At 31.1% G+C, this 13,152-nt stretch carries 11 protein-coding genes; 3 read left to right on the forward strand and 8 right to left on the reverse strand.

Annotated features, from left to right (window positions below; genetic code table 11):
* Positions 1–84: 84 nt before the first annotated feature.
* The 4 genes from L8W57_RS01650 to purB are packed head-to-tail and all read right to left on the reverse strand — an operon-like array spanning position 85 to position 6,610.
* A complete protein-coding gene (locus tag L8W57_RS01650) occupies positions 85–891 on the reverse strand; it encodes an undecaprenyl-diphosphate phosphatase (protein ID WP_133319104.1) in 807 nt (268 codons plus the stop codon).
* Complete coding sequence (locus tag L8W57_RS01655) at positions 888–2,873, reverse strand: OPT family oligopeptide transporter (RefSeq protein ID WP_263661877.1); 1,986 nt, start codon at positions 2,871–2,873, stop codon at positions 888–890. Before L8W57_RS01655 ends, L8W57_RS01650 begins: the two co-directional genes overlap by 4 nt.
* Positions 2,874–2,888: 15 nt before the next feature.
* Positions 2,889–5,264 (reverse strand): ribonucleoside-diphosphate reductase subunit alpha, encoded by a 2,376-nt coding sequence (locus L8W57_RS01660; protein ID WP_263661878.1) that lies wholly within the window; start codon positions 5,262–5,264, stop codon positions 2,889–2,891.
* Positions 5,265–5,281: 17 nt separating this feature from the next.
* Positions 5,282–6,610: an adenylosuccinate lyase gene (gene purB / locus L8W57_RS01665; protein WP_263661879.1), complete on the reverse strand. Its 1,329-nt coding sequence runs from the start codon at positions 6,608–6,610 to the stop codon at positions 5,282–5,284.
* 79 nt (positions 6,611–6,689) lie between these two features.
* Between purB and L8W57_RS01670 the strand changes: the two genes are divergently transcribed.
* On the forward strand, positions 6,690–7,592 hold the full coding sequence (locus L8W57_RS01670; protein ID WP_133319100.1) for an RluA family pseudouridine synthase: 903 nt from the start codon (positions 6,690–6,692) through the stop codon (positions 7,590–7,592).
* Here the strand turns inward: L8W57_RS01670 and L8W57_RS01675 are convergent.
* The 4 genes from L8W57_RS01675 to L8W57_RS01690 are packed head-to-tail and all read right to left on the reverse strand — an operon-like array spanning position 7,589 to position 10,308.
* A complete protein-coding gene (locus L8W57_RS01675) occupies positions 7,589–8,599 on the reverse strand; it encodes a radical SAM protein (RefSeq protein WP_263661880.1) in 1,011 nt (336 codons plus the stop codon). The genes L8W57_RS01670 and L8W57_RS01675 overlap by 4 nt on opposite strands.
* Entirely contained in the window at positions 8,589–8,699 is a 111-nt protein-coding gene (locus L8W57_RS01680) for a hypothetical protein (RefSeq protein ID WP_263659213.1), read from the reverse strand. The genes L8W57_RS01675 and L8W57_RS01680 overlap by 11 nt, the downstream gene beginning before the upstream one ends.
* Positions 8,696–9,766, reverse strand: coding sequence for a 23S rRNA (adenine(2503)-C(2))-methyltransferase RlmN (gene rlmN, locus L8W57_RS01685; protein ID WP_263661881.1), 1,071 nt, complete (start codon positions 9,764–9,766; stop codon positions 8,696–8,698). Before rlmN ends, L8W57_RS01680 begins: the two co-directional genes overlap by 4 nt.
* Positions 9,767–9,774: 8 nt before the next feature.
* Positions 9,775–10,308: a purine-nucleoside phosphorylase gene (locus L8W57_RS01690; RefSeq protein WP_133319097.1), complete on the reverse strand. Its 534-nt coding sequence runs from the start codon at positions 10,306–10,308 to the stop codon at positions 9,775–9,777.
* A 90-nt stretch (positions 10,309–10,398) separates the two neighbouring features.
* Between L8W57_RS01690 and rsmA the strand changes: the two genes are divergently transcribed.
* Entirely contained in the window at positions 10,399–11,220 is an 822-nt protein-coding gene (gene rsmA, locus L8W57_RS01695; protein WP_012660773.1) for a 16S rRNA (adenine(1518)-N(6)/adenine(1519)-N(6))-dimethyltransferase RsmA, read from the forward strand.
* The gene (locus tag L8W57_RS01700) at positions 11,186–13,144 is read left to right on the forward strand and encodes a ribonuclease J (protein WP_263661398.1); all 1,959 of its coding nucleotides are present in this window, start codon (positions 11,186–11,188) and stop codon (positions 13,142–13,144) included. The genes rsmA and L8W57_RS01700 overlap by 35 nt, the downstream gene beginning before the upstream one ends.
* The last annotated feature ends 8 nt before the right edge of the window (positions 13,145–13,152 follow it).

The raw sequence follows: 13,152 nt of genomic DNA on the forward strand, positions 1-13,152 counted from the left end.
CCTTGTGAGCTTAAATTAAAATATAAGACTAATTTTAGCTATGAAAAACTTAAACTTTTTTTAAATAAAGGATATTTTTATATTTCAAACACCCGTTCTTGATATATCTAAAGCACCACTCATAAAAAGGTATAAAAATACAAAACCTAAAATTATCCTATAAATTCCAAAAGGTATAAAGTTTATCTTGCTGATTAATTTTAAAAATATTTTTATTACTATAAAAGCCACTACAAAAGCTGTTATAAAACCTATGGCTAAAGGAATGAAATTATTCATATTGCTTAGAACCTGTGGTTCTTTATAAATGCTATAAGCTGTTGCTATAATCATGGTAGGAATTGCAAGTAAAAATGAAAATTCAGAAGCCACTTTGCGATCAAGCCCAAGCAATAAGCCACCTATGATACTTGCTCCACTTCTTGAAGTACCTGGTATGATAGCAAGAGCTTGAGTTAAACCTATCAAAAAAGCTTGTTTATAACTTACCTCATCTAAAGAGTGGATTGTGTAATCTTTTTTTCTATGTTTAAGTTCTATAATGATAAAAATAATCCCACCAATGATTAACATAGTAGCCACGGTATAGCCATTAAATATCTCTTTTAAAAACTTATATGCTATAAAACCAACCCCACCTGCAGGCAAAAAGCCCACAGCAAGTTTTAACCAAATATCAAGTTTTTGAGTTAGTTTTTCTTTGAAAATAAAAATCACCGCTAGTATAGAACCAAGCTGAATGATGATGAAAAAACTTCTCCAAAAATCATCTATATTTAAACCCAAAATTTCGGCACCTAAAATCATATGTCCTGTAGATGAAACAGGTAAAAATTCTGTCAAACCCTCGATAATTCCTAAAATCAAAGCATAATAATAATCTAAATTCATTTTTTAAGTACTCTTCTTGCAAAAATTAGCATGATCGCTACAAACACTACAAAACCTATAATCCCATCGTCTTTAAATGAAGTTGCAATAGCAAGTGGATCTTCAGCTCCACCTCTACTAATAGAAAGCACAGTTAAGCCAGCTATTAATACTCCAAATATACTCTCACCCACTATCAAACCGGAGGCAAATAAGGTTCCTTTTTGCTCATGCTCTTGAATAAGTTCTTTTTTATGAGCATTTTTAGCATATCTTTGATCCAAACGCTTTTTAATTAAATATGCCAATAATCCACCTATAAACAAAGGCATATTAACAGCAGGTGGTAAATATATACCTATACCCACAGCTAAAGGTGGTAAAGACATATTTTTCTTTCTTAATAAACGATCGACAATGATTATACCAACACCCACAAAAGCTCCTGCTATAATATAACTCCAATCGATATTAGCATTAAAAATGCCTTGTGCTATAGTACTCATCAAATTTGCTTGTGGTGCAGCAAGTGCATTTGCCTCATCCATTCCTTCTCTTGGCATTGCACCCACAAAACCATAAGCTTGGTATAATAAATTTAAAACAGGAGCAATAGCTAAAGCTCCAAATACACAACCTATAATCAAAGAAATTTGTTGTTTCCAAGGAGTTGCACCCACTAAATAGCCAGTTTTTAAATCTTGTAAATTATCATTAGAAATAGCAGCAGTTGCCAAAATAACACTAGTAGTAAATATAGCAAAAGCAATAGCAAATTTAGACATTAAAGGATCGCTAAATAAATCTACTTGATAACCCAAAAGTAAAATAATCAAAGAAGAAATCATAATCCCAATAAGTCCTATACCAGAAATAGGAGAAGATGATGAACCCACCAAACCTGCCATATATCCACAAGCAGAAGCTACAAAAAAGCCTATAAAAATAGCTACTAAAGTTCCCATTAAAGCAAAAAGAATTTGATAACCACTTGCTAAATTTGAATCAGCCACAAAAGCATAAAATGAAATAAACAAACCTATACACATAAGTACAAATAAACCTAGCATAGCTTTTAAAGATAAATCCATATCTTTAGGATCTTGTGAGAGGTTTAATGAGGTTTTTTTAAGCATATTTTTCATACCATCATATACAGGCTTTGCAAGTTCTATTAAAGTCCATAATGCTGCTATGGCAATAGCTCCTGTACCTATTAAGCGTACTTTTTGAGCCCAAATTTGATTAGCTATATCAAGCGCACTTAAGCTTACATCAAAACTTTCTTTAGCAGAAAAATATGGCACAAAAACCATCCAAGCAAGCACCATACCCACAAGCAATGCAACACCTCCGGCTATACCTACTAAGTATCCAGCACCCAAAAGTGCCACTGAATAGCCCATAGAAAATCCAAAAGTCATTTTTTGCCAAATAAATGCAAAACTACTTCCACTTGAAAGTAGTTTAAAGCCGCTTGAAAAAAGGCTTACAATAGAAGCTAATACTACACCAAGTGTGATTTCTTTTAAGCCCACCTTTCCTTTTTTATCAGCTTGATCTTTATTGGCCACTTTTAAAATTTCAGCAGCAGCCCTTCCTTCAGGATAAGCCAATTTACTCTCTACTACCATAGCTCTACGCAAAGGTATAGTAAAAAGCACGCCTAATCCACCTCCGCAAAGACAGAGCATAAAGGTAAGCCAAAGTGGAAATTCAAACCAATACCCACATATAAAAAGACCTGGTATAACAAAAATCACAGCCGAGAGCGTACCTGCAGCTGAAACTTGAGTTTGAACCATATTATTTTCTAAAATATTAGAATCTTTAAAGATTTTTAAAACAGCCATTGCAATTACAACAGCAGGAATAGAAGTAGAAAAAGTAAGACCAACTTTAAGCCCCAAATATACATTTGAGGCAGTAAAAATAATCGTTAAAATACTTCCTAGTATTATACCCCTAAGCGTAAGCTCCGGTAGTGAGTTTTTTACATGCATTTTGTTTCTCCATTTTTATTGACAACCTTCACATTCTATAGTTCTATCAACCACATCATCATTTACTTTTTGACTATCAGGACTTTCGCTTCTTAGATAGTAAGTTGATTTAACACCTAATTCCCAAGCAAGTTGATAAATTTCATTTAAATATCCACCGCTTGCTTTATCTAAAGAAACAAAGATATTTAATGATTGACCTTGATCAATCCATTTACCACGAATCGCTGCTGCTTTTACTAAGATTTTTTGATCAAGCTCATAAGCAGGAGTATAATACTGCCAAGTATTAGCGCTTAAATTTGGCACCACAGTTGGTATCATACCACTTAAGTTTTGCTCAAACCATTTTCTTTTATACACAGGCTCAATTGTTTGAGTAGTACCCACTAAAATCGAGATAGAAGAAGTTGGCGCTATAGCCATTAAATAACCATTTCTTATGCCATCTCTTTTTAGTTTTTCTCTTAATTTTTCCCAATCACACTCGCTTTGATCAAACAAACCTTCACTTGCGGTAAGTTTTTTAGCATTTTCATTTGCCACATCAATTGGTACTATACCTTTACTCCAATTTGATCCTTCAAAGTCAGGATAGTTTCCTTTTTCTAAAGCTAAATTTGAGCTAGCTAAAATCGCCTCATAGCTAATCATCTCCATAATACGATCAATTTTTTCAAAATGCTCATTAGAGCCCCAATAAATTTGAGCTTCAGCCAACATTTGCGCTTCACCCATTACACCAAGTCCTATAGCGCGTGATTTTAAGTTGGTATTTTTAACCTTTACATGGGGATAAAAATTCAAATCAATCACATTATCAAGCATTCTTATCGCTGTTGGTACTATTCTTTGGATATCTTCTTTAGTGTTGATTTTACTTAAGTTTATACTTGCTAGATTGCAAACTGCTGTTTTTCCTTCGTTTTTATATTTTTCTACTATATAAACTTTTTTACCATTGATACTATCTAAAGTAGAAACTTTCTTAGCAAGTTTTTTATACCCTCCATCTATTGCAAGCTCTTCATCCTCATCCAAATGAAGCTCTGTTTTATCATCAAATACGATTTTAATTTGATAATAGTTTGGATCTGTATTTTGAAAAATTTCTGTACATAAATTTGAACTTCTTATAATTCCTGCGTGGGAATTTGGATTTGTTTTGTTTGCACTATCTTTAAAACATAAAAATGGCATACCTGTTTCAAAATAAGATAAAAGTATTTTTTTCCAAAGCTCTTTTGCATCTATAATTTCTTTAGCTATGCTTTCATCTTTTTCAAATTCTTCGTATTTTTTCTCAAATTCTTCACCATATAAATCACATAAACTTGCAGTATCAGCAGGATCAAAAAGCGTCCATTTACCATTTGTCCTTACTCTTTTCATAAATAAATCATTAATCCACAAAGCAGGGAAAAGTTCATGCGCTCTTCTTCTTTCTTCGCCAGAATTTTTACGCAAATCTAAAAAGTCATTAATATCCATATGCCAAGGTTCAATATATACAGCAATCGCCCCTTTTCTAGTACCAAGTTGATCAACAGCAACGGCTATGTCATTAGTGATTTTTAAAAATGGTATGATCCCGCCTGCTGCGTTTTTATGCCCATCTATACTTCCACCCATAGCACGCACCTTAGACCAATCCCAGCCTATACCACCGCCAAATTTAGATAAGAGTGCCATTTCTTGATAGGAATCAAAAATCCCTTCTATATTATCAGGTGTGCTTCCTATATAACATGAGCTTAATTGGTGTCTTGTAGTTCTTGCATTTGAAAGGGTTGGAGTTGCAAGCATTACTTCAAAAGTTGAGATCAAATCATAAAATTTTTTAGCCCAAGTTTGAGAATCTAATTCATTTTGTGCTAAAAACATCGCAATAGCCATAAACATTTGTTGTGGTAATTCTATAGGCATACCTTTAGAATCTTTAATCAAATACCTATCATACAAAGTTTTTATACCAAGATAAGTAAATTGCAAATCACGCTCTGGCTTGATATAAGCATTAAGATCATCTAAATCATATTTTTCTTTTAAGCCGATTAAAATTCTACCTTCTTTTTCGCCTTTTTCAAGGTATTCTTTTAAATGCTTATACCCATTATAACCACTTACTTTTTTATATAAATCATACAAAAACAATCTTGCAGCAACAAAGGTCCAATTAGGTCTATCAATATCTATTTTATCTACTGCTGTTTTTATAAGAGTTTGTTGGATTTCTTCTGTTGTTATACCATCACGAAATTGAATTTTTGCATCTACTTCAAGCTCACTTTGACTTACATTTTCTAAATTTGCCACCGCGTCGGTAGTATATTTTTTAATCTTAGAAACATCTAACTCTTCAGTTCTTCCATTTCTTTTTAATACTTTCACTCACAACCCCTAGTTTATTATTTAAAAGTTCTTTCAAAAATTTTATCTACATTTTTAATATAGTAGTTATAATCAAAGCAATTTCTAATATCTGCTTCACTTAAAGATTTTTTCAAATCCTCATCAGCTAATAAAGCTAGCAAAAATAAACTCTCACCTTTTTCATTTAACGCAGGCTTACCATTTTGCAAATCAGCCCAAACTTTCATAGCATTTCTTTGAACAATCTTGTAAGCTTCTTCTCTGCTTATACCTTTAAATGGAAGTTCAAGCAACACTCTTTGAGAGAACACAAGCCCCCCAGTTAAATTTAAATTTTTCATCATATTTTCTGGATACACCAAAAGCTTTTCTATCACACCGCATAATCTTGAAAGCATAAAATCAGTCGTGATAAAAGCATCAGGTAATACAAATCTTTCAACACTAGAATGTGATATATCTCTTTCATGCCATAGGGCTACATTTTCTAAAGCAGGTGTTACATAAGCTCTTATCATCCTGCAAAGACCGGTGATATTTTCACTCAAAACAGGATTTCTTTTATGAGGCATAGCTGAGCTTCCTTTTTGTCCTTGAGAAAAATATTCTTCAGCTTCATATACTTCTGTTCTTTGAAAATGGCGGATAGCAACAGCTATTTGCTCACAACTTGAAGCTAAAATAGCTAAAGCCGAGATAACCTGTGCGTAGCGATCTCTTTGTATAACTTGGTTTGAAACTGGTGCTGGTTTAAGATCTAAATTTTTACAAACTTCTTCTTCAAATTCAAGTGGAGCATGAGCAAAATTTCCCATAGCACCACTGATTTTTCCATAGCTAATCACTTCTTTTGCATGAATAATTAAATCTTTTGCATGAACTAGCGAATCATACCAAATAGCCAAAACTAAACCAAAAGTTATAGGCTCTCCATGAATTCCATGACTTCTTCCCACCATTAAGGTATTTTTATGCTCATATGCTCTTGTTTTAATCGCTGCTAAAACTTGATCTAAATCTTGCAAGATTAGTTCCAAACTATCTTTAATCTGCAAAGCAACTGCAGTATCAATACAATCTGAACTTGTCATCGCATAATGCACAAAACGACTTTCCTCACCCAAACTTTCACTTACACTAGTTAAAAAAGCGATAACATCATGTTTGGTAGTTTTTTCTATCTCATCTATTCTTGCTATATCAAATTTTGCATTTTTTATAATTTTTTCACAATCATCGTCTTTAATAAGACCAAGTTTATTCCACGCTTTCACAGCAGCTAATTCCACTTTTAACCACGCCTCATATTTTGCTTGCATGTCCCATTTTTTAGCCATGATTTCTCTGCTATATCTTTCAACCATTTTCAAGACCTTTTTTTATATAATTTTTTATGAAAAAATAGCTTGAATTTTATTATAAATTACCTAAGAAAGTTATTAAATGGCATATATAAAAAAGAAACTAGCAAATAATGGAAAAAAGGCATTTAGACTACTTATGGATGAGTTAAAAATTTCTATGCGTGAAGCACAAAAACTCATTGATAAAAAAAGACTATTTTGTGATGGAAATTTGGTAGAAGAAAAAAACAAATTTTTAGATGGTCTAGTAGAATTAATCATATATGAAAATAATCCCAAAGGATTAGAAATAGTTTATGAAAATGAAGATTTTGCTGTAGTAGAAAAACCAAGCGGGGTGCTAACTCATCCTAATGGACGCAATTGTACTTATAGTCTTTGTGATGAAATTTGGCATTTATGGGGTGAAAAAGCTTGCGTGGCTCATAGATTAGATAAAGAAACAAGCGGGCTTTTGCTCATAGCTAAACATAAAAATGCACAAATTGAGTTAAAAACCATGTTTGAAAAAAGATTAGTGCAAAAAAGCTATCTTGTTCTAGTAAAAGGAAAAACTAAAAAAGAATTTATAGTAGATAAAAGCATGGATTTAGCTAAAGACTACGATGCAGTAAAAACTAGAATGCATATTTGTGAAAATGGTAAAGAAGCTTTAACGCAATTTTATACTTTAGAATATTTTGAAAATTTAGATACCAGTTTAGTTTTAGCTAAACCTCTAACAGGCAGACAACACCAAATAAGACTACATTTGTTTCATGTGAAACATAAAATTTTAGGTGAACCTTTATATGGTTTAGAAAAAACACAAATAGAGCAAATACTTGATGGAAAAATGAGTAATATAAAAAGAGCTCAAATTACAGGTGCTAAAAGACTGCTTTTACACTCTTTTAGCTTAGAATTTACATATAAAAATCAAAAATTTTTGATACAATCTCAAAAAGATATAAAAGGTGAATTTTTGAAAAATCTACCTTAATCTTTTTCTAATTTTAAAACCTTATCAGTTTGGATTGCAATTGGAATTTTTTTGATAGGCTGACTAAAATCTCTACAATAATCACAAGATTTATAAAAATCTTGAGAATAAAATTCAAAAAATCTTTCTTTAGAATCCTCTAAATTTAAAAAATCGCCATTAAATTCTTCAAGTCCTTTTAAACGCGATAAAGAACTTGATATAGGACAAACAAAAACAGCTCCTTTAGGTGCTAATTGTTTATTTTCTAAGCCCTCAGATGTCATCAAACTTACACATGACATTTGACAATTATAATAATTTTTAATTATATCTTCTTTGCTTCTACCGCGCTTGTAAATTTTATCTATATCATACCAATAATCTATTGTATTATAAGAAAACGCTATATTATTTTTCTTAAGCTTACTCAAAATACTCTCTTGTTTTAAAGGTATTTTTAAATTTGGTGATTTTCTATAATCTGAAATACTTATTTTTCTTGCTTTTTTTGATTTTTTAAATCTCAAAATCAAATCTTCTTTAAAGTCTATTGTTGCATTAGTTAAAATATCAAAAGTTAGTATTTTCTTTTGAGTATCTAAATAATCAATCAATTGTGGTAAATCTTTAAACAACAAAGGCTCTCCACCTATAATTCTAACCCTTGCGATAGAATCTACTTTAGATAAAAGTAGATCTAATGATTCTATAATACCCTCTAAAGTACAGGTATATTGATTTGATGGTGAAAAATACTGCATTAAATTGTTACATGATTCACAACGCAAAGTACATCTTGTAGTTAAAACTAATTCTAAATAAGGAATATCCACCTTACCTTCTAAAACCCTCTTTTCGAAGTATTTTTTCAAATAAAATTTTTTCATCAAAGCAGCATAAGGAACTTTAAAAATTCTAGCAATTCCTCTTTTACCATTTAAATGAGAAAAATACCAAGAAATATTTGGCTTTATATATCTATTTTGAAATAATTGATTTTCTAACAATTGTTTTTTATCTATCATTATTTTTCCCTTCATTTTTTAATACATAAATAATCCCACCAAGTCCTATGATCACTACTATGCTTATAAAAATAAGTTGGACTATATCTAAAAAAGTCATTGTTTACTCTGCCTTTCTTTAAGCTGTCCGCATGCAGCTGAAATATCAAGTCCCTTGCTTTCCCTTATCGTACAAGTAACACCTTTTGCGCTTAAATAATCTTGAATTTTAACCGCATTTTCAACACTTGGTCTTTTATATAAACTTCCTTCGTGTGGATTAAAAAGTATTAAATTTACTTTGGCTTTTATACCATTTAAGAGCTTGATTAGTTCTTTTGCATGTTCTATTTTATCATTTATCCCATCAATTAAAAGGTATTCAAACATCACTCTTTTACGCTGATCTATAGGAAAATTTCTCACCGCTTCCATAATGCTTGCTATATTATAAGCTTTATTAATGGGCATTAATTCACTTCTAAGTTCATCATTTACAGCATGGAGTGAAATAGCCAAAAGCACACCTAAATTCATTTCTCCAAGCTCTTTAATTTGCTTTGCTAAACCACTTGTGCTTATAGTTTGTCTTCTAGGGCTTATCGCTAAAGCATCATTATCAGCTAAAATTTTAACTGCCTTAGAAACATTTTTAAGATTATCCAAAGGCTCTCCCATACCCATATAGACTATATTAACCCTTCTTTCATAAGGAATATGATTATGTTTTTTGATCCATAAAATTTGTCCTACTATTTCTCCTGCAGTCAAATTTCTTTTCAAACCGCCTTTAGCAGTCAGACAAAAACTGCACCCACTTTTACACCCCACTTGAGAGGAAACACAAATAGTATATCTTGCATGTTTGATGATTTTTCCATTTTCATCTACAAGCTCTTCTTTCATAGGTAGCAAAACAGCTTCTATTTTTTTACCATCTAAAAGCTCAAAAAGATATTTAATACTCCCATCCTTGCTTTTTTCATCTTTCACACATTTTAAAGGTGAAAAATGAAAATTTTCTTGCAAAAACACCCTAAAGTCTTTTGGTAAAGATGACATTTGTAAAAAATCATCTGCATATTTTTTATATACCCATTCAAAAATTTGCTTTGCTCTAAATTTTGGCTGGACTAAATTTTCTAATTCTTCTTTAGTAAAATCTAATATATTTTTTAATTCACTCAATTTTTTTCCTATATAAGTTTCTTATCTAACAAAAAATCTTTTAATAATTCTTTTGCTTCTTGATGATTTTTTAAAAAATCTTCATGTGCAAATTCATTACAAAAATTTGTAGCACATAAATAACAAATTCCTTCTATTCCTTGCATTTTTGCACAAGAAAGCACAGCGTATGCCTCCATATTTTCTATATGTACGCCTTTTTTAAAAAATTCTTGAGCAATATTTTCATCTTTGCAAATATAATTTGAAGAATTAATCATAGTTTCATGTGAAACATTTAATCTAATCTCATTTGCTATAGGTGTATAAAAACTATCAAATAAATCTGCGTATTCTAAATTTGCAGCATTAGAACTTTCATAAATGTCTAAAATTTTTCCTTCTTGGTAAATTCCACATGTACCTATAAAAATCACTCTATCTACTTTTACTTGACTTAAAATTTTACCTAGAGAAAAAGCAGAATTAACTAAGCCTACACCTATACTTTGTGCAAATTTAAAATCCTCATTTCCTCCTGCACACACTATAAGATTTTTCAAAAATTAACCTTTATAAAAAATAATTCAAATTTTATCTAATTAGCGCTTAAAATAATGCTATAATTAATATTTTTTAGATAAAATAAATTTATGATAAAAGCAAAAAAACATTTTGGGCAAAATTTTTTATGTGATAAAAGCGTGGTAGATAAAATCATCCAAGCCATACCCAAAGATACTAAAAATATAGTTGAGATTGGGCCTGGCTTAGGTGATTTAACGCAAGAACTTTTGAAAATTCCACAAGCTCATATTAGAGCTTATGAGATTGATAAAGATTTGATTCCTATTTTAAATAAAAAATTTCAAAATGAGATTGAAGGTGGAAATTTTGAGCTTATTCATCAAAATGCAAGTGATGCTTTTGATCAAGGAAGTTTAAGTGATAAAGAGTACTTTTTAGTAGCAAATTTACCATATTATATTGCTACAAATTTGATTTTAAAAGCCCTAGAAGATCAAAATTGCCTTGGGCTTATAGTAATGGTGCAAAAAGAAGTGGCACAGAAATTTTGTGCGAATGAAAAAGAAAGTAATTTTTCGGCCTTAGGGGTGCTTTGTGCATTAATATGCCAAAGACAAATGCTTTTTGATATACAACCACAAAGCTTTAATCCTCCACCAAAAGTTACTTCAGCTGTAATGAAGTTAATAAAAACTACTCATTATCAGCAAAAATGTGAAAATATAGAAGCTTTTAAAGAATTTCTTAGAGCTTGTTTTCAAAATCCTAGAAAACAACTCTTATCTAATTTTAAAAATAAAAAAGAAAAAATTCTAAAAGCATTTGAAGCACTAGACATCTCTTCTACCTCAAGAGCTCATGAAATTAGCGTTGATTCATACCTTAAAATTTATGACTATTTAAAGGATGACTATGAGCGAAGAAAACAAAACTCAAGAACAAAATAAAACTAAAAGATTTAATAAATTTAGAAACAAAAGAAAAAAAGATTCACAAAATCAAGAGCAAAATAGTGAAATTAAAAATGAAACAAAAGTAGAAAATGCTCAAACTGAAGCTAGCGAAGAAAAAAAGAAAAAGAAAAAAAATAGAAATTTACCATCTAAATTAAGCGGTAATGAAGAATGGCAAATAGAACTTGCCAAAAGTATAGAAGCTAATAAAATCATGCACGAGCTAAGACTTCACCCTTTAAAACACAACAACTCAAGCGAACATAAAATTCGTATTACACCTTTGGGCGGGCTTGGGGAAATCGGTGGAAATATCACTGTTTTTGAAACTAATAATGATGCGATTATCATTGATATAGGTATGAGTTTTCCAGATGGAACTATGCATGGAGTAGATATTATCATACCTGATTTTGACTATGTAAGAAAGATTAAAAACAAAATTCGTGCTATCATCATCACTCATGCTCATGAAGATCACATCGGTGCTGTGCCATATTTTTTCAAAGAATTTCAATTTCCTATCTACGCAACACCTTTAGCACTAGGTATGATTTCAAATAAATTTGAAGAGCATGGTTTAAAGGCTGAGCGTAAATGGTTTAGACCTATAACAAAAAGACAAATTTATGAAATAGGTGAATTTAATTTAGAATGGATTCACATAACCCACTCTATCATCGATGCTTGTGCTTTGGCTATTAAAACTAAAGCAGGAACCATCATACACACTGGCGATTTTAAAATAGATCAAACACCAATTGATGGCTATCCAACGGATTTAAGTCGTTTAGCTCAATATGGCGAAGAAGGCGTACTTTGTCTTTTAAGTGATAGTACAAACTCATATAAAGAAGGTTATACAAAAAGTGAAAGCTCCGTAGGACCTACTTTTGATCAAATTTTTGCCAAAACTAAAGGCAGGGTAATCATGAGCACCTTTAGCTCTAATATCCACCGCGTATATCAAGCTATTAGTTATGGTTTAAAATACGGCAGAAAAGTGTGTGTTATAGGGCGTTCTATGGAAAGAAATCTCTATACTACTATGGAACTTGGCTATATCAAACTTGATAGGAAAATTTTCATTGACGCTGATGAAGTAAGCAAATACAAAGACAACGAAGTACTAATTGTCACTACAGGAAGTCAAGGCGAGACCATGAGTGCTTTATATAGAATGGCAACTGATGAGCATAAATTTATCAAAATCAAACCTAGCGATCAAGTTATCATTTCAGCTAAAGCAATACCAGGTAATGAAGCAAATGTTTCTGCTGTGCTTGATTTTCTTTTAAAAGCAGGAGCTAAAGTAGCTTATCAAGAATTTAGTGAAATTCATGTAAGCGGACATGCTAGTATAGAAGAACAAAAACTCATGCTAACTTTAGTAAAACCTAAATTTTTCTTACCAGTGCATGGAGAGTATAATCATATCAATAAACACAAAGAAACTGCTCTAAAATGTGGTATACCTGAAAGAAACATCTACTTAATGAGTGATGGGGATCAAGTAGAGCTTTGTCAAAAATACATCAAACGCGTAAAAACAGTTAAAACAGGAAAAGTCTTTGTGGATAATCAAATCAACAAACAAATCGCAGATGATGTGGTAATTGATAGACAAAAACTAGCAGATAGCGGTATAGTTGTCATCATCGCCCAGCTTGATAAAGCAAGTAAAACACTAATTAATAAACCAAGAGTATTTAGTTATGGCTTGGTAGCTGATAAACAAGATGGAGCATTCTCAAAAGAAATGAGTGATGTTTTAAGTCAATTTTTCCCAAATGTAAAAGATGAAATTTTAGATAATCCAAAAGTTTTAGAAGCTCAAATTAGACAAGTACTAAGAAAGCATATTTTTAGAAAAATCAAAAAATATCCAACCATAGTACCAACTATTTTTGTGATGTAAAGTAAAAT

Origin of the sequence: Campylobacter sp. IFREMER_LSEM_CL1890, from assembly GCF_025772045.1 — a bacterium.
GTDB classification, from domain to species: Bacteria; Campylobacterota; Campylobacteria; order Campylobacterales; family Campylobacteraceae; genus Campylobacter_D; species Campylobacter_D lari_D.

Coding starts and splice junctions, on each gene's coding strand:
- L8W57_RS01700 (WP_263661398.1), top strand. CDS start 11,186: ATGAGCGAAGAAAACAAAACTCAAGAACAAAATAAAACTAAAAGATTT.
- L8W57_RS01680 (WP_263659213.1), bottom strand. CDS start 8,699: ATGACTTTTTTAGATATAGTCCAACTTATTTTTATAAGCATAGTAGTG.
- L8W57_RS01675 (WP_263661880.1), bottom strand. CDS start 8,599: ATGATAGATAAAAAACAATTGTTAGAAAATCAATTATTTCAAAATAGA.
- L8W57_RS01650 (WP_133319104.1), bottom strand. CDS start 891: ATGAATTTAGATTATTATTATGCTTTGATTTTAGGAATTATCGAGGGT.
- purB (WP_263661879.1), bottom strand. CDS start 6,610: ATGGTTGAAAGATATAGCAGAGAAATCATGGCTAAAAAATGGGACATG.
- L8W57_RS01655 (WP_263661877.1), bottom strand. CDS start 2,873: ATGCATGTAAAAAACTCACTACCGGAGCTTACGCTTAGGGGTATAATA.
- rsmA (WP_012660773.1), top strand. CDS start 10,399: ATGATAAAAGCAAAAAAACATTTTGGGCAAAATTTTTTATGTGATAAA.
- L8W57_RS01670 (WP_133319100.1), top strand. CDS start 6,690: ATGGCATATATAAAAAAGAAACTAGCAAATAATGGAAAAAAGGCATTT.